Annotated in this window: 24 protein-coding genes; 18 read left to right on the top strand and 6 right to left on the bottom strand. The window is 67.0% G+C overall.

The window, feature by feature from the left end; genetic code table 11:
• Positions 1–31 precede the first annotated feature (31 nt).
• The 3 genes from AC3WLC_RS04610 to AC3WLC_RS04600 form a co-directional block, all read right to left on the bottom strand.
• On the bottom strand, positions 32–862 hold the full coding sequence (locus AC3WLC_RS04610; RefSeq protein ID WP_493682759.1) for an ABC transporter permease: 831 nt from the start codon (positions 860–862) through the stop codon (positions 32–34).
• Between the two features lie 8 nt (positions 863–870).
• Positions 871–1698: an ABC transporter ATP-binding protein gene (locus AC3WLC_RS04605; protein WP_493682758.1), complete on the bottom strand. Its 828-nt coding sequence runs from the start codon at positions 1696–1698 to the stop codon at positions 871–873.
• A gap of 61 nt (positions 1699–1759) precedes the next feature.
• The gene (locus AC3WLC_RS04600) at positions 1760–2758 is read right to left on the bottom strand and encodes an ABC transporter substrate-binding protein (RefSeq protein ID WP_493682757.1); all 999 of its coding nucleotides are present in this window, start codon (positions 2756–2758) and stop codon (positions 1760–1762) included.
• A 332-nt stretch (positions 2759–3090) separates the two neighbouring features.
• Between AC3WLC_RS04600 and AC3WLC_RS04595 the strand changes: the two genes are divergently transcribed.
• From AC3WLC_RS04595 to AC3WLC_RS04565, 7 genes are all read left to right on the top strand, one after another.
• Positions 3091–4224 carry a pyridoxal phosphate-dependent aminotransferase gene (locus tag AC3WLC_RS04595; protein WP_493682756.1) on the top strand — a complete coding sequence of 378 codons (1134 nt, stop codon included), beginning with the start codon at positions 3091–3093 and terminating at the stop codon, positions 4222–4224.
• A 44-nt stretch (positions 4225–4268) separates the two neighbouring features.
• Positions 4269–5051 carry an SDR family oxidoreductase gene (locus AC3WLC_RS04590; RefSeq protein ID WP_493682755.1) on the top strand — a complete coding sequence of 261 codons (783 nt, stop codon included), beginning with the start codon at positions 4269–4271 and terminating at the stop codon, positions 5049–5051.
• Between the two features lie 11 nt (positions 5052–5062).
• Positions 5063–5944: an alpha/beta fold hydrolase gene (locus AC3WLC_RS04585; protein WP_493682754.1), complete on the top strand. Its 882-nt coding sequence runs from the start codon at positions 5063–5065 to the stop codon at positions 5942–5944.
• A gap of 2 nt (positions 5945–5946) precedes the next feature.
• Entirely contained in the window at positions 5947–7197 is a 1251-nt protein-coding gene (locus tag AC3WLC_RS04580) for a M20 family metallo-hydrolase (RefSeq protein WP_493682753.1), read from the top strand.
• 639 nt (positions 7198–7836) lie between these two features.
• Positions 7837–8031: a hypothetical protein gene (locus tag AC3WLC_RS04575; protein WP_493682752.1), complete on the top strand. Its 195-nt coding sequence runs from the start codon at positions 7837–7839 to the stop codon at positions 8029–8031.
• A gap of 42 nt (positions 8032–8073) precedes the next feature.
• Positions 8074–8424: a hypothetical protein gene (locus AC3WLC_RS04570; protein WP_493682751.1), complete on the top strand. Its 351-nt coding sequence runs from the start codon at positions 8074–8076 to the stop codon at positions 8422–8424.
• 18 nt (positions 8425–8442) lie between these two features.
• Positions 8443–8568: a hypothetical protein gene (locus AC3WLC_RS04565; protein WP_493682750.1), complete on the top strand. Its 126-nt coding sequence runs from the start codon at positions 8443–8445 to the stop codon at positions 8566–8568.
• A 53-nt stretch (positions 8569–8621) separates the two neighbouring features.
• Here AC3WLC_RS04565 and AC3WLC_RS04560 read toward each other — a convergent pair whose 3' ends face one another.
• Together AC3WLC_RS04560 and AC3WLC_RS04555 are read right to left on the bottom strand one after the other, a co-directional pair.
• Positions 8622–8966 carry a hypothetical protein gene (locus AC3WLC_RS04560; RefSeq protein WP_493682749.1) on the bottom strand — a complete coding sequence of 115 codons (345 nt, stop codon included), beginning with the start codon at positions 8964–8966 and terminating at the stop codon, positions 8622–8624.
• 442 nt (positions 8967–9408) lie between these two features.
• Entirely contained in the window at positions 9409–10320 is a 912-nt protein-coding gene (locus AC3WLC_RS04555) for a LysR family transcriptional regulator (RefSeq protein WP_493682748.1), read from the bottom strand.
• A gap of 140 nt (positions 10321–10460) precedes the next feature.
• On the opposite strand from AC3WLC_RS04555, the gene AC3WLC_RS04550 reads away from it, so the two are divergent.
• The 3 genes from AC3WLC_RS04550 (at position 10461) to AC3WLC_RS04540 (ending at position 12621) form a co-directional block, all read left to right on the top strand.
• On the top strand, positions 10461–11063 hold the full coding sequence (locus AC3WLC_RS04550; RefSeq protein ID WP_493682747.1) for an NADPH-dependent FMN reductase: 603 nt from the start codon (positions 10461–10463) through the stop codon (positions 11061–11063).
• A gap of 85 nt (positions 11064–11148) precedes the next feature.
• Entirely contained in the window at positions 11149–12045 is an 897-nt protein-coding gene (locus tag AC3WLC_RS04545) for an NmrA/HSCARG family protein (RefSeq protein ID WP_493682746.1), read from the top strand.
• 57 nt (positions 12046–12102) lie between these two features.
• Positions 12103–12621 carry a carboxymuconolactone decarboxylase family protein gene (locus AC3WLC_RS04540; RefSeq protein WP_493682745.1) on the top strand — a complete coding sequence of 173 codons (519 nt, stop codon included), beginning with the start codon at positions 12103–12105 and terminating at the stop codon, positions 12619–12621.
• 123 nt (positions 12622–12744) lie between these two features.
• Here AC3WLC_RS04540 and AC3WLC_RS04535 read toward each other — a convergent pair whose 3' ends face one another.
• Positions 12745–13719: a LysR substrate-binding domain-containing protein gene (locus tag AC3WLC_RS04535; RefSeq protein ID WP_493682744.1), complete on the bottom strand. Its 975-nt coding sequence runs from the start codon at positions 13717–13719 to the stop codon at positions 12745–12747.
• Between the two features lie 139 nt (positions 13720–13858).
• Between AC3WLC_RS04535 and AC3WLC_RS04530 the strand changes: the two genes are divergently transcribed.
• The 8 genes from AC3WLC_RS04530 to AC3WLC_RS04495 are packed head-to-tail and all read left to right on the top strand — an operon-like array spanning position 13859 to position 21541.
• Positions 13859–15361, top strand: coding sequence for a sugar ABC transporter ATP-binding protein (locus AC3WLC_RS04530; RefSeq protein ID WP_493682743.1), 1503 nt, complete (start codon positions 13859–13861; stop codon positions 15359–15361).
• Entirely contained in the window at positions 15358–16359 is a 1002-nt protein-coding gene (locus AC3WLC_RS04525; protein ID WP_493682742.1) for an ABC transporter permease, read from the top strand. Before AC3WLC_RS04530 ends, AC3WLC_RS04525 begins: the two co-directional genes overlap by 4 nt.
• Positions 16356–17321, top strand: coding sequence for an ABC transporter permease (locus tag AC3WLC_RS04520; protein WP_493682741.1), 966 nt, complete (start codon positions 16356–16358; stop codon positions 17319–17321). Before AC3WLC_RS04525 ends, AC3WLC_RS04520 begins: the two co-directional genes overlap by 4 nt.
• Positions 17318–18274 carry a substrate-binding domain-containing protein gene (locus tag AC3WLC_RS04515; RefSeq protein ID WP_493682740.1) on the top strand — a complete coding sequence of 319 codons (957 nt, stop codon included), beginning with the start codon at positions 17318–17320 and terminating at the stop codon, positions 18272–18274. Before AC3WLC_RS04520 ends, AC3WLC_RS04515 begins: the two co-directional genes overlap by 4 nt.
• 12 nt (positions 18275–18286) lie before the next feature.
• The gene (locus AC3WLC_RS04510; RefSeq protein WP_493682739.1) at positions 18287–19174 is read left to right on the top strand and encodes a polysaccharide deacetylase family protein; all 888 of its coding nucleotides are present in this window, start codon (positions 18287–18289) and stop codon (positions 19172–19174) included.
• A gap of 16 nt (positions 19175–19190) precedes the next feature.
• Complete coding sequence (locus AC3WLC_RS04505) at positions 19191–20024, top strand: aspartate dehydrogenase (protein WP_493682738.1); 834 nt, start codon at positions 19191–19193, stop codon at positions 20022–20024.
• A gap of 24 nt (positions 20025–20048) precedes the next feature.
• A complete protein-coding gene (locus AC3WLC_RS04500; protein WP_493682737.1) occupies positions 20049–20834 on the top strand; it encodes an SDR family oxidoreductase in 786 nt (261 codons plus the stop codon).
• Between the two features lie 14 nt (positions 20835–20848).
• Positions 20849–21541 (top strand): RraA family protein, encoded by a 693-nt coding sequence (locus AC3WLC_RS04495; protein WP_493682736.1) that lies wholly within the window; start codon positions 20849–20851, stop codon positions 21539–21541.
• Positions 21542–21579: the final 38 nt, after the last annotated feature.

Here is a 21579-nt window from a genome sequence, read left to right as displayed (position 1 = left end):
ATCTGTTCATTCGCGCCATGGCTTCGGCGCCTCACCTGCTGTCAGCCGAATAAAATCTGTTCGCGACCAGCTCCGCGAGCGCCACAAGCCCATAGAGGAGGAGACCGCAGATGCAAAGCACCACGATGGCCGCCATCGACACCTCCGTGTCGGCGCGCGCCGTCGCGAAGATGATGAGATAGCCGAGGCCTGCCTGTGCGGTGATGAACTCGCCGATGATCACACCGATGATCGCCAGCGTGATCGCGATCTTCATGCCGCTGAAGATGTGTGGCAGCGCGGTGGGAAACCGGACGCTGGTGAAGACCTGCCATTCCGTGGCGGTCAACGAGCGGCACAGTCGCAGAATGCCGCGGTCGACGCTGAGGAAGCCGGCAGTCGTCGCGATGACCATCGGGAAGAAGGCGATGAACACCGAAAAGGCGATGCGCGACTGCGAGCCGACGCCGAGCCAGATGATGAAGAGCGGGGCGAGCGCGATCTTCGGAATGAGCTGGAAGAAGATCAGGTTCGGGTAGAGCGCCTCGCGCGCCGTGTCGGAATAGGTGATGAGGACGGCGATCGCGACGCCGAGCAGGACCGCCAGCAGGAAGCCGGCGGCGGTTTCCAGCGTAGTCGGCACCGCATGCGTCAGCAGGATGTCGTAGCGGGCGACGATGTATTTCGCGATCGAGACCGGAGAGGGCAGGATGACCGAGGGAACCTGCCAGATCGTGACGTAAAGCTGCCAGGCCGCCAGCACCAGGAAGGCCAGGCCGAGCGGCAGGACGATGCTGCTCAGGCCGACGGCTCCCTGGAACCGGCCGGTGTCGGATGCCGGAAGGACAGCGCCGGTCTCGGTGCCGATGGTGACTTTTGCCATGCTGGGCCTCACTCGATGACGCTGACGGCAGCCGGACCCGAACCGGGTTTTCGCGCATCCGGTCCATGCCCGTGCGCGGCTTCGATGGTCAGGCGCAGCTCACGGCAGATGTGGGCGAATTCCTGCGTTTCCTCGATCTCGAAACGACGCGGCCGCGGGAACGGCATCTTCTTGTCCAGAATGATCGTCGAAGGCCGCCCGCCCATCACCACCACGCGATCGGACAGGAAGGCCGCTTCGCGGATCGAATGGGTCACGAAGATCACGGTCTTGCGGTAGGTCTCGAGGATCTCCGACAGCGCGACATTCATCTGGTCGCGGGTGATGGCGTCGAGCGCGCTGAAAGGCTCGTCCATCAGCAGGATTTCGGGATCGTGTATCAGCGCCCGGCAGATCGCGACGCGCTGACGCATGCCGCCCGAGAGCTCGCCCGGCTTCTTGTGCTCGAAGCCGGCGAGGCCCACCATCTTGAGCAGACTGTGGGCCCTGTCGCGATATTTCTCCATCGGCAGCTTCAGGATGCGGATCGGGAAGAGCACGTTTTCCAGCGTGCTCTTCCAGGGCAGCAGCGTCGCGTCCTGAAAGATGATGCCGATGTCGCGGCGCGGAGCAGTGACCGGCTTGCCAGCCAGCGTGATCGAGCCCGATGTCGGCCGCTCCAGCCCGGCGATCATCATCAGCAGGGTCGATTTTCCGCAGCCCGACGGGCCGAGCAGCGAAACGAACTCGCCTCTCGCGACATCGACGGACGCGGAGGCGACCGCATGGATCGGCGACTGCCGGGTGAAATAGGTCTTCTGGACATCCGTGGCCGATACGAGAGGAGTCTCAGCCACGGGAACATCCGCCTTGGGTGCCAAACTCAGCATCAGGTGGTCGCCTCGTGCGGTGCGCCGGTCAGGCGCCGACATATTTGCGGAACGGCGCGGCGCTCTTCTCCGCCACCGCCAGTTCCGCCGGCGAAAGCTTGACCTTGCCGACGAAGTCATTGGTGAACAGCGTGCCGACATCCGGCTTCGCCGCGCCTTCGCCCGCGGCATATTTGATCACGAGATCGGCCATCGTCGCGACCTTGGCCGGATCGGCCCAGCCGAACCCGTTCTGCCTCACCTCGGGCACGAGGTTGGTCAGGTTCGTGAGCCCAAGCCCGATGCGGGCATATTCCTTGCCGGTCGAGGAAATCGCCACCTCGCTATTGGCCTTCAGGAAGATGTCCACGGCCTCGTCGAAATTCGTCATCGTGAACTGGATGGCTTCCATCGCGCCCTGGACGAAGGCCTCGCACAGCGCCTTGTCCTGCTGCAGGCGGGCCGGCTGGGTCGTCAGGGACTGGCCGTAGAATTCGATGCCGGCCGCGGAAAACAGCATGAACCTGACATCGGTTCCGAGCGGCGCCAGGGACGGCACCGTGCTGGTGGCGAAGGCCGAGACCGCATCGACCTGCTTTTCGACCAGCGTGCGCTCGCGCACCTTGCCGTCGATCTGCAGGATCTGGAGCTTGGAGAGATCGATGCCGGCCTTCTCGGCATAAAGCGGCAGGAACGGATACTCGCCGGACGTCACGCTGGCACCCAGCTTCTTGCCTTCGAGATCCTTGGGCGTACGGATCGGCGAGCCCGAGAGGACGCCGACACCCATCAGCGCGTCATAGTTGATCTGGCCGATGCAGGTGATCGGCAGCTTCTTCGCCGCCTGCACGATGACGGTCGGCGTGGCGGCCATGCCGAAGTCGAAGGTGCCGGCGCTGACTGCCTGCGCTGCTGCGCCGGAGCCCGAACCGCGCGCGACCGAGACATCGAGCCCATGGCGTTTCCAGAAGCCTTTGTCGCGCGCGACATAGGCGAAGAGGTTCGGGCCTTCCGGAATCCAGGAGGTGGTGAAGGAAACCTTCTTCATCCCCTGAGAAAGGGCGGGCAAGGCGATGGACGTTGTTACCGCCGCCGCTGCGGCGCCTAGGCCCCTGAGGGTACTACGACGTGAAACAGGCATCCGACATCTCCCCTTCCGATTGTTGCGAGCCAGCTTCTCGCCAGCGTTGACGCAACCATCACCGTGATCTTCGTCGGGCGCAAGTGTCATTATGCAAAAAATTGAATCCTGCATACTTTTTTGTCGAGCATGCGCAATTTATGGCTGTTCGGCATACGAATTTTGTGCAACCACTCCCGACAAGGCGCCAAAATCCCTGTTTCATTATACCAAAAATGGCGCCACGACGCGGAGATGCCATGAAAACCTTCGAGGTTCGCAATGCCCATTTCGACCGGCTTGTGAATACGGCCGGCCTGCGCTGGATGGGCCAGAACACAAACCATGCGACGCCGCACCCCGCCGTGCTGGCAGCGATGGAGAAGTGCATCCATGACGAGGAGTTCCACATCTACGCCCCGCCGGCGGGGCTCGAGGCGCTTCGTCACGGCATCGTCGCCGATCTCGGCCTGGAGGGGCAGGCCGCGCTGGTCTCCGACGGCGCGGTCGCGTCGCTCTACCATGTCTGCCACAGCCTGCTCGGGCCGGGAGACGAGTTCATCACCACCGACCCGACCTGGAACTGGCCGATGGCCTTCGCGGGGGCAGTCGGCGCCAAGGTCACGCAGATTCCGATCTATGGCGAGGAATACGGTTATCGCCTGGCGCCGGAGCGGCTGAAGGCGGCGATCACCCCCAGGACCAAGGTCATCTACATCGTCGATCCGAACAATCCGCTCGGCTCAGCCTGCACTGCGGCCGAGATCGACGGCATCGTTGCGGCCGCGCGCGAGGCCGGGGCCTATCTGATCCACGACTGCACCTATCGCCATTTCGCCCATCAGCACACGCTGGCGGCGACGCGCTATCCCGAGCGGACGCTGACCATCTACAGTTTCTCGAAATGGCTGGGCCTGGCCGGCATGCGCGTCGGCGCGGTCGTCGCCCATCCCGACATCATCGAGACGCTCTCGGCCGCGCCGCCGAACAATCTGGGCTCGAACATCCTGTCCCAGCGGGCGGCGCTGGCCGGCCTCGGCATCAAGGCCGAGTGGTTTCCCGGCGTCCTGTCGCAGCAGCGTGCCAACCAGAAGCTGATCAAGGATGCCGCCGACAGGATTCCCGGCCTGTCGATGCCGGTCTTCCCGTCGAACGGCAACTTCGTCGTGCTCGAATGCGAGCGGGCCGGCGTGAAACCTGAAGCGCTCGTCGCCGCCTATCAGAAGCACGACATCATGATCCGCCAGGGCGCCTATCACACGCCCAGTTTCGGCGACCGCTTCGTCAAGATCAGCACCACGGTGCCGACCGCCTGGGTCGAGGAGTTCGTCGACCTGCTGCCGACCATGGTCGAGCAGGCGCGTGGCCAAAACGAAGACGTGAAACTGTTCTGAGCCCAGCTGCCAAGCCGTCGCGCTCAAAAAGGGAGAACTCGAAGATGGATCTCAAGCTCAAGGGCAAGCTGGTTCTGATCACCGGTGCATCCCAGGGCATCGGCGAGGGGCTGGCGCGTGCCTTCGCCGAGGAGGGCTGCAACCTCCATGTCGTGGCGCGGTCGGGCGACCGGCTGCAGGCCCTCAAGCGCGAGCTGGAGAGCGAGCACGGCATCTCGGTGGCGGCCCATGCTCTCGACCTGACCGGAGAGGGCGCCGTCGAGCGCCTGGTCGACTCCGTCGGGGACGTCGACATCCTCGTCAACAATGCCGGCGTCATCCCCAGCGGCACATTGTGGGACGTGGACGAGGCGAAATGGCGCGCCGGCTGGGAATTGAAGGTCTTCGGCTACATTAATCTCACCCGCGCACTCTATCCGCGCATGAAGGCGCGCGGCGGCGGCGTCATCATCAATAATATCGGCAATGGCGGCGAAGTCTTTGACCCCGCCTATGTCGCAGGCACGACCGGCAATGCCAGCCTGATGGCCTTCACGCGTGCGATCGGCGGCCACTCGCTCGACGACAACATCCGCGTCGTGGGCGTCAATCCGGGCCCGGTCGATACGGACCGCATCTACAACATGCTGAAGAAGCGGGCGACAGACTGGCTCGGCGATTCCGGCCGATACAAGGAGCTGCAGGAGCGCTATCCGCTGAAGCGCCCGGCCCATGTCCACGAGGTCACCGACCTGATCGTGTTCCTCGCCTCCTATCGCTCCGGCTACACGTCGGGGGCCATCTTCACCGTCGATGGCGGCATCGCCTCGCGCCGTTCCGTGATCTGAGGAGGCGCGACATGGCTTTTGCGACCACTCAGGACGGCGTGAAGCTCTTCTATGAGGAAGCCGGCACGGGCACGCCGATCATCTTCGTGCACGAGTTCGGCGGCAGCCACTGGAGCTGGGAGCCGCAGCTCAACTTCTTTGCGCGCCGACATCGCTGCATCACTTTCGCGGCGCGCGGCTATCCACCGTCCGACGTGCCGAAGAACGTGGACAGCTATTCGCAGGCGCGTGCCGCCGACGACATCGTCGATGTGCTGACCGCCGCAGGCGTGGAGAAGGCTCATGTCGTCGGCCTATCCATGGGTGGCTTCGCCTCGCTGCACGCGGCGTTGCGCCATCCCGGTCGCGTGCTGTCGGTCGTCGCGGCAGGAGCGGGCTACGGCGCCGAGAAGGCCCATGAGGACTACTTCAAGGGTATTTCCGAGCAGGTCGCCCGGAACTTTCAGGAGCGCGGCGCCAGGGACTTCGCGCCGACCTATGCCGAGGGCGCCTCGCGCGTGCAGTTCCAGGACAAGGATCCGCGCGGCTGGGCGCTCTTCGCCGAGCGCCTGGGGCAGCACCATTCGCTCGGCGCGGCGAACACCATGCGCGGCGTGCAGATGCGTCGGCCCTCGCTCTACGATCTGGAGGCCGAGTTTCGCGCCATGCAGGCGCCTCTGCTGGTCATGACCGGCGACGAGGACGACCATTGCATCCAGCCCGGCCTCTATCTCAAGCGGGTGGTGCCACGCTGCGGCCTCGCCGTTTTCCCGAAATCCGGTCACACGCTCAATCTTGAAGAGCCCGAGCTCTTCAACCGCCTGCTCGCCGAGTTCATCGCGCAGGTCGAGGCCGGCCGCTGGGGGCCACGCGATCCACGCGCCAATCCGGCGCAGATCATGCGGACCGACTGAGCATGACACAGCCTCTCTCCGATTTCGTCGATGGCGAGCGTCTCTGGGCGCGCCACATGGCGCTGGCGGCGTTTGGTGCGCGCGCTGATGGCGGCGTCGATCGTCCAGCGCTCTCGCCACAAGAAGCCCTGGCGCGAGCGCAGGTGATCACCTGGGGCCGTGCGATTGGCCTGGAAGCCTTCACCGACAAGGCTGCCAACCTGTTCCTCCGCCTGGAGGGCCGCGCGCCCTCGCTCGCCCCCGTCATGGCGGGGTCGCATATCGATTCCCAGCCGACCGGTGGCAAGTTCGACGGAGTCTTTGGCGTGCTCGCGGCGCTGGAGACGGCAGAGGCGATCGTGAGGAGCGGCGAGCGGCCGCTCCGCCCGATCGAGATCGTTGCCTGGACCAATGAGGAAGGTTCGCGCTTCGCACCGGGGATGACGGGTTCCGACCTGTTCACCGGCGCCAAGCCTCTGGAAGCGGTGCTGCCGATCGTCGACGCAGCCGGCATCAGCATCGGCGAGGCCGTCGCATCCATCCTCGCGGCCGACGACGACGTGCCACTGCGGTCGTTCGGCCTGCCGATCGCTGCTTATATCGAGCCGCATATCGAGCAGGCCTCCGTGCTCGAACGGGCAGGCATCCCGCTCGGCATCGTCACCGGGATCCAGGGCACTCGGCGCTATCGGGTGCGGGTGACCGGCGAGGCGGCCCATGCCGGCACCGCCTTGCGCATGGATCGGCGCGACGCGTTGATGGCTGCCGTCCGGATGATCCGCGCCGTGGACGAAGCCGCCATGGAGCCTGCCGACACCTTGCTGACGGTCGGCATGCTGCAGGTGACGCCGAACGCTCCGTCTGTCGTGCCGGCGGAAGCCTTCTTTTCAATTGATCTCCGTCACCCGGACAATGCCGTGGTCGACCGGGTCGATGCCGATATCCGCCGCATCGTCGAGGAGCTGAAGGGGGAGTGCAGCGTCGAGCTGAAGCAGATCCAGCACTCGCCCTCGTTGAGTTTCGCACCCGACATTCGCAGCGCGATTGCCAAAGCGGCCGCAGCACGCGGAATTCCCGCCATGGATGTCTTTTCGGCTGCCGGCCACGATGCGCGCCAGTTGCACTATGTCTGCCCCACCGGGATGATCTTCGTGCCGTGCCGGGGCGGGATCTCGCATCATCCCGATGAATGGGCCGAGCCGGAGCATCTCACTGCGGGCGCACAGGTCCTTGCGGACGTCGTCTGGGACCTCGCCAGCAGAAGCACGCTTTAGCCAGTTGAGCTTTAGATCGATCTCGTTAGGGGCGCGTCGCCGCAGAACGACTTCGCCAGGCATCACGGGGCTGCCGCCTTTGTAGCACCGCGCGCCGAACCTTCAGGCTCGCACCCGAACGGATCGCTGATCGGTTCGCATCGTCCCGGTTGACTCGACCATTTGCCCTGCATTTCCGCGGGCACCTCGGCACTGGCTGGGTGCTGGACGCCCAGCAGCCCGAGAAGGCCGAAGAGGACGAGCGGTCGCAATCGATGGCGATGTTGCATGGTCTTCTGCCTCTCCATATCGGCCAGGCCCAAAGGGCCCCTGCAACAACGACGAATGGGCTCGGCCGGATTCGACATCGGCACGCAAGAAAACACTCGTCGGCTAAGGATCGCGAGCCTCGGCTGCGCCACGGATGCCGACGACCGCAACAAGGAGCCGTTCTCGCCGCGCTGGCTTCTGCGAGACTGCCTTGGTCTTGGTCCCCGCTTCCATCTTAGGGAGCGTTCATGCGGGTCTATCGACTGGAGCTTCTGGCCGGTATGACAAAATTATGGAGATTCCTGCCATGTCTACGCGGCCAGTCGCGGCTCATTCCGAATGATCTCGGCAAAGCCTTGCCGCCACGAGGCAGCCGAGCCAGGCAGGGATATGGAACGGCGGTTTTGCGCCGCGTTCATGCCGGATCGCACGCCATGGCAGCGACAGGCTGCGGCTGCGTTTCTGAAAGAGGGCCTCCACGCGATCGCGGTGTGGTGGCTCGACCATCCCGGGCCGAACCGCGCGGAGATCGTGGAGATCGTCCTGGATACGGCATGGCTGGGATTGCGAGGGCAGGCGCGCTGAAGGACGCCCAAGGCGGCGCCGATCGATCGAAGGAGCTGTGCCATGAGGGATATCGCGCTTCAGAGCGCCGGCCTGCTGGCGATCCTTATTGCCATCCTGCACAGCGCGATCGCCGAGCTGCAGGTGTTTCCAAAGGCCCAGATCCCGTCGCCGCGCACCCGGCGCCTGCTCCGCATGGTCTGGCAGGCGAGCACGGTCGACTGGATTTGCATCGGCGCACTGCTGATCGCCGCGCCGGGCTTGGGATCCGAGAGCGCCCGCCATGGGATCATCGCGGCTGCGATCGTCGCCTACGGCTATGCCACGATCGGCAACGCCGTCGCCAGCCGCGGCCAGCATCCCGGCTGGTGCCTGATGGCGGCCGTCGTCGGGCTCTCCGTGGCAGGCTGGTAGCCGCCCAAGGAGGACGTGATGGACTTGTTCTTGCGCACGCTGAAGGCGGTCGTCATCGGGCCGATCGTCCTCGCCGCCCTGGTCTTCCTGCCGGCCAGCACACTGGCCTACTGGCAGGGCTGGCTCGTGCCCGGCATTTGGTGACTATACTCGCGGAGAACCCGGCCCGCCCAAAGATGTGGCGCTTCCGAACGCCATCATCGCCGCGGCAGCTCGACCCAGAGCGTCCTGGCAAAGCCCCTCTGATCGAGCTGCCGGGTGGTTGCCGTGACCTCGGCCCGCCCGGCCTGGCAGCGATAAGCATAGATCGTGTCGTGGCCGGTCGCGAAGGCCGGGACGCTTTCCGCCGCCGGATTGTCGCGACAGAAGCTGTCCGCGCCGGCATTCTCACGTTTCGCATTCATCTTCGTACAGGGCAGATTCGCGCCGACGAAGCAGACCATGACCTTGCCGTTCATGCAGCGATACTGCGCCTGCGTCTCCAGCGAGCCATCGTCCGTCGGCCCCTTGGCTTGTTTGAACAGCGTCTTGAAAGCCAGCACCGTCCGACCGCGAAGGGCAGGATCATAATCGCGAATCGTGTCGTCATTGCCGAGACGAGCGCAGGTTGCGGCAAGATCTTATCGCGGCTTCGGTCGCTCCTGCGCCACCAGACCATTGAGCGGCTGGGCAGCAATCGCGGAAGCGAGCGCCAAGGTCGTTGCGATTACAGATTCCCGTACCATCCAAGCCTCTTTGCCTGCCTCGATATCCTATCAACGAGTGGTGACGGCCTCCGTCAGAATTGACAAGAATTTTGCGACTTGGCTGGAATGGCTACCAGGCCCGCTCCGTCGCCGCGGCGCTGGCGCTGTTCTCGCTGGCGACGGCGTTCGCCTTCCAAGCCGACTTCGCCGACCAGAACTAGATGTCTGTCCCCGGGCCTGCCGAAGGCAAGACCGGGGGGCTCGCACAGCAATGACGGCGTGGCGCCGGCGCGACCTGCTATTCCGGCCCGTCCTCGCCGGGGATTTCGCTCCGCATCTTTCCGACGACAGAGTCGATGAAGGCCGAGACCGCCAGGGGCAGATGCGCCCGGCTGGGATAGACGACACTCATGCTGAGGTTGCGGCGCACATATTGCGGCAGCACCCGTACCAGTCGGCCGGCCGTGAAATCGGCCGTGCCCAGCATCGGCGCCAGGGCGATGCCGAGCCCGGCGATCGCGGCCTGTCGGATCGCCCGGGCGGTGTTGACCATCACGCGACCGGTGACCGTCACTTCCTCTTCGACGCCATCGGGCCCTTGCAGGCGCCAGGTCGCATGGTCTCGGGCCTGCGGCACGAACAGGCAGTCATGCCGGGTCAGCTCCTGCAAGGTCGCCGGCATCCCGCGCGCCGCGAGATAGGGCGGGCTGGCGACCAGCCCGATCGACCGGCTCTGGATCCTGCGCACGACATAATTCGGGCTAGGCGTCTGCGAGCCGCGGAAAGCGACATCGATGCCCTCCTCGATGAGATCGACCGTGGCGTCGCTCAGCACGAACTCGATGCGCACCTGCGGATGCGCCGCCAGGAATTCGGCGACCCATTCCATCTTGTAGAAGTCAAAAATGTCGGCCGGCATCGCCACGCGGATCAGCCCGCGGGGAACTCGTCCGCCGGCTATCAGATCCTCGCCCGCCTGTTGCAAGCCGTCCACGGCCGCGGCGCTGTTGCCGTAGAGCTCATAGCCGGCATCCGTCAGCTTCAGCTTCCGGGTCGAGCGCTGCAGCAGCCGGGCGCCGAGCTGCTCCTCCAGCTCCTGAAGACGCCGGCTCACCGTATTGGCGGGAATCCCCAGGCGCCGCCCGGCTTCGGCGAAGCTGCCGAAGCGGACGACCTGCACGAACAGGCCGATATCGTTCAGGTCGAGCATCGCCGGCATCCCTTCGAAAAACGGGGGAGATAAACTCGATATCCCCGCCTAATCAACCAAAGGCAAGGCGACCATCTTCAGGGGCAACCGGCGCTGCTCCCGGCAGCGACCATTCGATCAACCCCGGAAAGGTGCTTCAGATGTCCAGGAATCCGCATATCGGCATCGTCATCGGCTCGACGCGGCAGGGCCGCTTCAGCGAGCGGGCAGCCGCATGGTTTCACACGGTCGCGTCGCGGCGTGCCGATCTCAGCGTCGAGCTCGTCGACCTGCGCGATTACCCGCTCCCGTTCTTCGACGAGCCGGCATCGCCGGCCTGGATGCCGCCGAAGGACCCCGTCGCAGAGCGCTGGGCGGCGAAGCTGGCCGAGTTCGACGGGATCGTCTTCGTCACCCCCGAATACAATCACGGCTACAGCGCGGTGCTGAAGAACGCACTGGACTATGCCTTCCAGCAGTTCAACCGCAAGCCGGCTGCCTTCGTCGGCTATGGCGGTGTCGGCGCCGCCCGCGCCATCGAGCAGCTGCGCCAGGTTGTCGTCGAACTCCAGATGGCGCCGACGCCTAAATCCGTGAACATCGGCATGACCGAGTTCCTCGGCATCTGGCGGCAGGGCAAGGACTTCGCGGATTTCCCGCATCTCGAACAGGCGGCCGCCGCCCTGCTCGACGACCTGTCCTGGTGGAGCCGCACGCTGCAGCTCGGCCGCCAGGCCGCCTCCGCACAAGCGCCCGTCGGCTAACCGGCGAAGCCATTCGCAAGACGTGATCAAAAAAAAGACCGGCGGCCGGGTGGACCGGTTCCGGTCGCGTGAAGAGAAATCTGTCATGAACCAGAAGCTTGCCGTCGTCGTGACGGGAGCCACGGGCCAGCAAGGCGGCGCCGTGGTGAGGACCCTGCTCGAACGCGGTCACGCAGTTCGCGCCGTCACGCGCGATCTCGACTCCGCCAAGGCCGGGGCGCTCGCGAAGGCGGGAGCCACCTTGGTGCGCGCCTCGCTCGAGGACACCACCGCGCTGACCAAGGCGCTCGAGGGAGCGACCTCTCTCTTCGCGGTGACGACGCCATTCGAAAAGGGGCCGGAGGCCGAGGTGCAGCAGGGCATCTCTGCCGCGGATGCGGCCAAGGCCGCCGGCGTCCACCTCGTCTTCAACTCGGTCGGCTCCGCCAACCGGCAGACGGGCGTCCCGCATTTCGACAGCAAATACGAGGTCGAAAAGCACATCGCCAGGATCGGCGTGCGCGCCACGGTGCTGGCGCCGGTCTATTTCATGGAGAACCTCTATTTCGGCCGGGAGCAGCTCGCGAAGGGCGTCTACGCCACGGCGCTCCCGCCGACGCGGCGGCTCGCACAGATCGCCGTCGCGGATATCGGCGCCGTCGCTGTGCGCCTCCTGGAAGACCCGGGCCGCTTCGCCGGCAAGCGCTTCGATCTCGGGGGCGACGAGCTCACGGGCAATGATGTCGTTGCCATTCTCTCGCGCGTCACCGGCCGCCCGTTCTCTTATGTCCAGGTCCCGCTCGACATCATCCGGCAACGGATGGGTGAGGAGATGGTCAGGATGTACGAGTGGTTCGACCGCGTCGGCTACACCTTCGATCGCGCGGCGCTCCGCCGCGAATTCCCCGACATCGCCTTCCAGGATTTCGAAGCCTGGGCGAAGGCGCAGGACTGGAACGCGCTGCTTCGAGGCGTCGAGAGCCATTCCAGCCCAAGCGCGTAGCGATTCCGCGTCGGGAATTGCCCGACGCGTTCATTCCCCATCAACGAGGTGATCCCGATGAGCCGAATTCCGACCCACACGCTCGAAGACGCACCTGCCGCGTCGCAGCCTCTCCTGCGGAAGATCGTCCAGGCCACGCCCGGGGGGCGCCCCGCGAACCTGCATGCCCAGATGGCACATTCCCCGGCGGTCCTGACGGCCTATGCGTCGCTGCGTGCCGCGCTGACCGAGCACACCGCCTTCGACCCGAAGCTGGGCGCGGCCTTGACCCTCGCGGCTGCGGCCGGGGTCGGCAACGACTACATGATCCGCATCGCCAGCCGGCTCGCCCAGATGAACGGCTGGAGCGAGAACCAGGTCGCCACACTGACGACGGGCGAGGCCCGGACCGACGCGCTCATCGCCGTGGTCAGGGAGGCGGCCGCTCAGTCAGGCCGCGTCGCCGACCCCACCTGGCACGACGCCCGGCAAGCCGGCTGGAGCGACAGGGACCTGGCCGATGCGTTCGCCTATCTGGGAGCAACGGTATTCACCGCTTCCTTCCTCAACTACGCGCAAACCGAGCTCGATCTCTGAGGCCTCGGCCGGCCTGCGCCTGCGCGCCCGATTTGGTGTCGGGGAAGGCGATGCAGTTGTCGTCCGGCTCGATCCAGGCCTTGCGCATCGCCAGCACGTCAGGATGCGATATTGGCGGATGGGTCATGCCGGGACGAGCTTCGGCGAACTTCCGCGAACCTTGAAAGCCTCCTTCAAGGCCCAGTTCCTGAAGCCCTGCACGCGCGGATCGTCGAAGCGGCTTTCGTGGATCAGGAGATAGTATTCGCCGGCGCTGTCGAGTTCGCTGGCCAGGGGAACCACCAAGCCTCGCATGCCCTCCTCATGCGCCAGGATGATGTCCGGCACGAGCGCAATGCCGCGGCCTTGTCGCGCAGCATCCAGAGACATGAAGAAGTGCCCGAACTGCAGCGTCGGCTCGATCTCGATCGCCGCACGGACGCCATGGGCTTTCAGCCAATCCGGCCAGGCGTGGCGGCGCGTCGAGGTATGGATCAGCGGCCAGCGCGCCAGGTCGGCCGGAGTGGTGTCCGTCTCGCCGATGAAGCCCGGTGCGCAGACCGGCACCAACCGGTCCGGAAAAAGCTCGTCGGCATGGACCCCGTCCCAGCGCGTCAGCATCGACAACTCGATGCGCGGCTGGTTGCGCTCATAGTGCCGGCCGGGCAGCCGGCCGACGCGGATCGCGACATCCGCCTCATGCGCGAGCAGATCGGCCGGCTCGATCGAGGAGACGACCCGTAGCTCGATCTCCGGGTGCTGGCTGGTGAAGTGATGCAGCCGCGGCATCAGCCAGACCGAGGCGATCGTCGGTAACACCGACACCGTCAGCGTCGCTCTATCGCGGCGGCGGGTGAAACGGCCGGCGGCGCGCTCGAGCTCGTCGAGCATGCTCTCGACGCTCCGGAAGAACTGCTCGCCCTCGGCGGTGAGCTCGATCCTGCGGGTGAAGCGGCGAAACAGCTCCTGCCCGAGATGGAGTTCGAGCTCCTTGACCTGCCGACTGACGGCGCCCTGCGTCAGGTTCAGCTCCTCGGCCGCCTTAGTGAAGGACAGATGGCGCGCGGCGGCATCGAAGCCGCGCAGCGCATTCAATGGCGGCAGACGCCTCTTTCGCATGCATCCTCCATCTCATGCATGAGAATAGATCATGCATGAGTACCGAACAATTCGTTTGTGACGATTGGGCGTCGGCCGCATCGTCCCGTCAACACCGCTGCTGCCGCGAGGCCCGCTTCAGGTGAATGGGGAACTGCCGATGACGATCGAGCCAGCGATCGCGCTCGCCATGCGCGACATCGCCAAGCGCTATGGCGCGACCTGCGCGCTGCGCAGCGCCGACCTCACCTTGCATGCCGGCCGCGTCCATGCCTTGCTCGGCGAAAACGGTGCCGGCAAGTCGACCCTGGTCAAGATCATCGTCGGCGCGGTGAAGCCGGACAGCGGTAGAGTCTCCCTCGCGGGGAAGCCGGTCGCATTCCGCTCGGTGGCCGAGGCGATCGCTGCCGGGATCGTGCCGATCTACCAGCATCTCAGCCTGTTCCCCGAGCTTTCCGTCCTCGACAATCTCTCTGCCTTCCAACTCGCCGCCGGCCGGGCCGGCCTCAGCCGCAAGGCGCTGGTTCCGCGCGAGGAGGCCACGGCATGGCTCGCCCGGGTCGGGCTCGACCTCGATCTCGACCGTCCCGTCTCCTCGCTCTCGCTCGGGGAGCGCCAATTGCTCGAGATCGCCCGCGGCGTCGGCCGCAATTGCCGCATTCTCGTTCTCGACGAGCCGACCGCGGCGCTGAACGGCGCCGAGGCCGACCGGCTCTTCGCCGTGGTCCGCGATCTCTGCGCCGGCGGCACGGCCGTGCTCTTCATCTCGCACAAGTTCGACGAGATCGAACGCCTCGCCGACGAGGTCACCGTGTTGCGCGACGGCGCCACCGTGATCGACGCCGCCCCGATCGACCGGCATGACCGCGCCACGCTGGTCAAGGCGATGCTGGGCATGCAGGTCGAGCACGAACACCGTTCCGGCAGCGCCCGGACAGAGCCGGTCTTGACTGCAGCCAGTGTGCGCATGGCGGCTGGCCATAGCCTCGATCTCTCAGTGCGCGCCGGCGAGATCGTCGGCCTTGCCGGGCTGGTCGGCTCGGGGGCACTCGCCATCGCTGCGACCATGGCCGGCGCCGCTGCCGGCCATGGCGAGATCGCCGTCGGCGAGCAGCGCTTCGCCCTCGGTGATCGGCGCGAAGCCGTCCGTCTCGGTGTCGCCTATGTCCCGGCCGATCGCCATGCCGAGGGGCTGTTCCCTCCGGTCAGCGCGATCGGCAATGCCTCGGCGAGCGCCCTCTCGCGCTTCTCCACTCGCGGCCTCCTCGGCAAGACGCGCGAACGCGCCGCGATCGAACCGCTGCTCCGCCGCCTGCACCTGCATCCGGCCCGGCCGGAGGCCGAAGCTGCGAGCTTCAGCGGCGGCAACCAGCAGAAGCTCTTGATCGCGCGCTGCCTCGCCTTGCCGAATCTGCGCGCGCTGGTCCTGCTCGAGCCGACGCGCGGCGTCGATGTCGCCGCCCGCGCCATGATCCACCGCGCCGTCATCGAGATGGCTCGCAGCGGCGTCGCCGTCCTGGTCGCATCGAGCGATCTCGATGAGCTCACCGCGCTCTGCGACCGCTACCTCGTGGTCCGCGACGGGATGATCGCCGACGAACTGCCCGGCGATGCCTCGACCGAGACGATCATGGCCGCGCTCGCCGGAAAGGCCGCGGCATGAGCAGCTTTCCAATCGGCGACCGGAGCCCGTCCAGCATGCCTGCCAGCCTGCGCCCGCCCGCCATCCTCGTCGTGACGGCGCTGCTCTTCGGGCTGGCCGCCCTGGCGGTGCCGCGCTTCGGCACGCTCGGCAATATCGAGAACGTTCTGCGCATCGCTGCCATCCTCGGCATCGTCGCCTGCGGCCAGGCCATCGTCGTCATCCTCGCCGGCATCGAGTTCTCCTTCGGTGCTTCGGCTGCGCTGGCGAGCGTCGTCATCGTCATGGCGCTGCCCACAGCCGGTGTCCTAGGCGCCTTCCTCCTCGGCGGCCTGCTGATCCTGGGCGTCGGCATGGTCAACGGCCTGCTCGTCGCGCGTTTCGCCGTGCCGCCAGTGATCGCGACGCTCGGCATGCTGATGATCGCCTCCGGCCTTGCCGCCTGGCTCGCCGGCGGCCTGCCGATCGACGCGCCGCCCTCGGACGCCTTTTCCTTCCCGGCCCGCGGCCGTGTCCTCGGCATCCCAGTGCCGATCCTCTGCGCCGCCGCCGCCTTCGCCGCGCTGCATCTGCTGCTCGCGAAGACCCGACTCGGACGCAGCTGGTATCTGGTCGGCGCCAATGCGACGGCTGCCAGGCTTGCCGGCCTCTCCGTGCCGCGCCTCGTCTTCTCCGGCTACGCCGTGGCCGGCCTGTTCTGCGCGCTCGGCGCCGTCATCCTGACCAGCCGCGTCGCCTCGGGCCAGCCCATGCTCGCGCCGAACCTGCCCTTCGAGACCATCGCCGCCTGCGCCGTCGGCGGGCTGCCGCTCGGGGGAGGACGCGGCAATGTCCTGCAGGTCGCCTGCGGCGTGCTGATCGTCGCCATGCTCAACAACATCGTCGTGCTGCTGAACCTGCCGACTGCCTACCAGCTCATCCTGCTCGGCACGCTCGTCGTCGGCGCCGTACTGCTCCAGCGCGACTGGGCCTTCCTCGGCAACGCAGTCCGCGTGCTGACCAATGGGAGGCGCGGATGACCCCGGCCATCGCCCCTCGCTTGCTGGTCGCCCCCGGCGGCATCCTCGGCGCCAGCCTCGTCTTCGCCGCGATCGCGCCCGGTTTCCTCTCGCTCGGCAATGCCACGAGCATCGCCGGCCAGGCCTGGGTCCTTGTCCTGCTTGCGACGGGCCAGATGTTCGCCCTCGCTGCCCGCGGCTTCGACATCTCGGTTGGCGCGATCGCGGCGCTCGCCGGCACGCTCGCCGCCATGGCTGCCAACAGCTTCGGGCTGGCGGGCCTGTTGGTCGCCCCCCTCGTCGGCTTTGCCTGCGGCACGCTGAACGGCTGGCTGGTCGGGCGCCTTGCCCTGCAGCCGATCGTCGCGACGCTGGGCTCGCTTGTCGCGCTCAAGGGCGTTGCCCTGCTGGTCAGCGACGATGGCCAGGCCGTGCCGCTCACCGAAGCCGGCCATGCCACCAGCCTCGCCTTCGATCCCGTGCTCGGCCTGCCGCCGCTCGCCTGGCTCGCCCTCGCCTGCGTCCTCGGCGCCCAGTTCCTCCTGAGCCATGCGACGCTCGGCAAGCGTATCCTGATGCTCGGCGCCAACCCCGAAGCCGTCGGCCTGGTCGGCGCCGATGCCGGAGCGCTCCAGATTCGCGCCTACCAGCTCTGCGGCCTCTTCGCCGGGCTCGCCGGCGCGCTGATGACGGCCCGGGCCGGCGCCGGCCTGCCCACCGAAGGCGCCGGCATGGAATTGCAGGCGATCGCCGCCGCGATCATCGGCGGCACCGCCCTGTCGGGTGGCGTCGCCAACGCCATCGCGGTCGCTGCCGGCGCTTTCTTCGTCCAGGTCGTGCTGACCGGGCTCAATCTCACCGGGGTCTCGCCCTTCCTGGCGCAGGTCACCGTCGGCCTGGTCATCCTCGGCTCCGGCCTGATGGATACCGCCCTTCGCTCGCTTCTCACCCGCAACCGCCAGCCCAAGGACGTATCGCCATGACACCTCTGTCCCGCCGTAGCCTCCTGCTCGCCTCGATCGCTGCCGCCGCACTGGCGCAGCCGGCCGTCGCCCAGGAGAAGACGATCGGCATCGCCGTGCCCAACCTCGCCTCCTCCTTCTGGATCTCGGCCGTCTACGGCATGGAGAGCGAGGCGAAGGCGGGCGGCGCCAAGGTGCTGAAGCTCAATGCCGGCGGCGACGCCAACGCCTCGCAGCAGATCGCCCAGGTGCAGGACCTGATCCAACGCAAGGTCTCCGCGATCGTGATCGGCGCCACCAATGGCGATGCGGTGAAGCCGATCGTCGAGCGCGCGATCGAGGCCGGCATCCCGGTCGTCGGCATCTCCTCGCCGCCGAACACGCCCAAGCTCGCCTCGCTGGTCAGCGCCGACCATGCCGACATGGGCAAGCTCCAGGCCGAATGCCTGGCCAAGGCGGTCGGCGGCAAGGGCACGATCGCGATGATGGCGGGCCCCGCCGGCCAGGCCTGGTCGGACCTGCGCGCCAAAGGCTTCCGCGAGGCGCTGGCCAAGGCGGCGCCCGACGTCAAGATCGTCGCGGAATCGCGCCTCGCCGACAACCGCAACGCCGCGCTCGGCACCGCCGAGGACTGGACGCAGCGCTTCCCCGACCTCGCCGGCATCTATGCCGCGACCGACGACATGGCGGCTGGTGTCGTCTCGGCCTTCAAGTCGGCTAGCAAGCCGGTGAAGGTCTCGGCCTCGAATTTCAGCCCGACCGCCCAGCAGATGCTGAAGGACGGCGACATAGCCTGCACCTCGATCCAGCAGGTCGTCGCCCAGGGCAAGGCGGCGATGGCACAGGCGCTGAAGGCGGCCGCCAAGCAACCAGTCGAGGCCCGCGTCGTGCTGCCGGCCCTGCTGGTGACGCGCGAGAACGTCGCGACCGTCGATCTCTCCTCGGTCGTCGCCCCGGCCGACTATCGCCCCTGACGGATCCCGATCATGCTGCCTAGCCCCGGACGCTTCCCATACTCGCCCATCGTCGACCGGCCGGACTTCACCTGGCCGGGCGGCAAGCGGCTCGCCGTCTATGTCGCGCTCTGCGTCGAACACTTTTCCTATGGCTCGGGGCTCGGCCTGCCCTATTCACCCGGGCTCCAGCACCCCAACACCTACAACTGGGCCTGGCGCGAATACGGCAACCGCGTCGGCGGCTGGCGGCTGATCGAACTCTTCGACGAGTATCGCCTGCCGCTCTCGGTGCTGCTCAACACCGAATGCTACGAGCATTGCCCCGAGTTGGTCGCGGCCCATCGCCGCCGCGGCGACGAGATCGTCGCCCATGGTCGCACCAATTCCGAGCACCAGAACGGCATGGAGGTCGAGGCCGAGCGGCGGCTGATCGCCGAGGCGACGCAGGCGATCGCGAGCCATGAGGGCGCGCCGCCCGCCGGCTGGATGAGCCCGGGCGCCCATCCCAGCGCCAACACCGAGGACCTGCTCGCTGCGGCCGGCTACGGCTACACCATGGACTGGCCGATGGACGACCAGCCGGTCTGGCTGAAGACCAAGGGCGGCCCCCTCCTGGCGATGCCCTATCCGCACGAGGTCAATGACGTGCCGATGGTCGTGCTGCATGACGGCACGGCGCAAGCCTTCGCCGACATGGCGATCGACAATCTCGACGAGATGCTCGGCCAGTCCGAGCGGCAGGCGCTGGTCTACGGCATGACGATCCACACCTTCATCGTCGGCCAGCCCTTCCGCATCCGGCAGTTCCGCCGGGTGCTCGACCATCTCAACAAGCACCAGGACCGCATCTGGTTCACCACGGCCGGCGCCTGCGCGCGCCACTATGCCAGCCTGTTCCCGGCACCGTTTGCCGGCTGATCGCAAGGAAACGCCCATGACTTCCCCTTCCTCACCCGGCGCGCATCCGCGCCGGCGGGTCGCCATCGCCGGTCTCGGCGCCGTCGGCCTCAAGATCGCCAGCGTGCTCGACCAGGGCGTGCCCGGCTGCGAGCTCGTCGCCGTCTCCGCTAATGACCGCGACAAGGCCCGCGAGCGGCTTTCCCATCTCTCCCGCCCGGTCCCGGTCGTTGCGATCGAGGAGCTCGAAGCTCTCGCCGACATCGTCGTCGAATGCGCCCCGGCCGCCCTGCTCCCGGCCATCGCCGAACCCTTCCTGCGCGCCGGCAAGACGGTGATCGTGCTGAGCTCCGGCGCCATCCTCTCGCATGAAGGCCTCATCGAGATCGCCCGCCAGCACGGCGGCCAGATCGTCGTGCCGACCGGCGCCCTGCTCGGCCTCGACGCCGTCACCGCCGCAGCCGAAGGCGTGATCCGCTCGGTCCGGATGATCACGCGCAAGCCGGTGCGCGGCCTCGTCGGCGCGCCCTATCTGATCGAGAACAACATCGCGCTCGACGATGTCAGAGAGCCGACACGGGTGTTCAGCGGCACACCGCGCGAGGCCGCGATCGGCTTCCCGGCCAATCTCAACGTCGCCGTCGCGCTCTCGCTCGCCGGCATCGGGCCGGATCGGACGACGCTGGAGATCTGGGCCGACCCAGCCCTGACCCGCAACACCCACACGATCGAGGTCGACGCCGACTCGGCCAGCTTCTCGATGACGATCGAGAACGTGCCGAGCGACAACCCGAAGACCGGCCGCATCACCGCGCTCTCGGTCATCTCCTATCTGCGCAAGCTCGACGCTCCCTTGCGCATCGGCTCGTAAGCCAGGACTCATAAGGAACCCATCATGGATCTGGGATTTGCTGGACGCACGGCGCTCGTACTGGGTGCCGGCGGCGGGCTCGGCCGTGCCATCGCCAGGACGCTCGCTAGGGAAGGCGCCAAGGTCGCGCTCGCCGATATCGACGAGAAGGCCCTCGCAGCCACGGCAGCAGACCTTTCCGCCCTCGGTACGCCACATCTGGCGCGGCGCTGGGACATCGCTCGCCTCGACGAGGCCGACGGGCATCTAGCCGCGATCGGCGAGACGCTCGGCCCCGTCGACATCCTCGTCAACAACACCGGCGGCCCGCCGCCGAGCCTCGCCGCGGGTGTGCCATCCGAGACCTGGACGGCGCAGTTCCAGGCGATGGTGCTCTCCGTCATCGCGCTCACCGACAAGGTGCTGCCGGGAATGCGCCAGCGCGGCTTCGGCCGGATCGTCACCTCGACCTCCTCGGGCGTCGTCGCGCCGATCCCGAATCTTGCGATCTCCAACGCCTTGCGGCTGTCGCTGGTCGGCTGGTCGAAGACGCTGGCGCGCGAGGTCGCGGCGGCCGGCATCACCTGCAACATCATCCTGCCGGGGCGGATCGCCACTGACCGCATCCTCTTTCTCGACGAGCAGAAGGCCAGACGCGAAGGCCGCCCGCTCGCCGACATCGTCGCCGAGAGCACGGGCTCGATTCCGCTCGGCCGCTACGGCACGCCCGAGGAATACGCCGACGCCGTCGCCTTCCTCGCCAGCGCCCGCGCCGCCTACATCACCGGCTCGGTCATCCGGGTCGATGGCGGCTATCTCCAGAGCATCTGAAAGGATTTGAGATCATGACCGAACTGCCCCAGCGCGACGCCACCTGGCGCGAGGACATCCGCCGTCGCTTCCTCACCGTGGACACCTCCAATGTCGCCGACGTGCTCGACACGCTCGGCTTGCCGGACCAGGGGCTGGCGCCGCAATTTGCGCCCTATCCCGCGACGACCGGCCGTCTCGCCGGCTTCGCCTATACGATCCGCGGCCAGATGACGCCGTTCCCGCTCGGCGGCGACGCCGAGAAGATGAAGGCCTGCCAGGGCGTCTCGCCCGGAGAGGTCACGGTCTGGAGCGGCGACGGCGAAGGCATCTGCTATTTCGGCGAGCTGATCGCGATCGGCATGAAGGAGAAGGGCTGCGTCGGCGCGCTCGTCGACGGCGGCATCCGCGACATCCGCTGGATCGGCGAGCAGGCTTTTCCGGTCTATGCGCGCTATCGCACGCCGGTGCAGTCGATCGGCCGCTGGAAGGTCAATGCCAGCCAGGTGCCCGTGCTGATGCGCGGCGCGACCAGCCGCTATGTCGAGATCAAGCCCGGCGACTTCATCCTCGCCGACGAGGACGGCGCCATCGCCATCCCGGCCGAGCGGCTCGAGGATGTGCTGGTAGAGGCCGAGCGCCTGACCGCCGTCGAGGTCAAGATCCGGCACGAGCTCTCGCTCGGGCTCTCGCTCGCCGACGCCCTGGCGAAATACGGCCACGTCTGAGGCTCCGATGTCAGTGCGCCGGCACAAGAGTCCGGCGC

It is taken from the genome of Allobosea sp. GW821-FHT03A12 (genome assembly GCF_058986765.1).
This window is presented reverse-complemented; position numbering and strand designations above follow the sequence as displayed.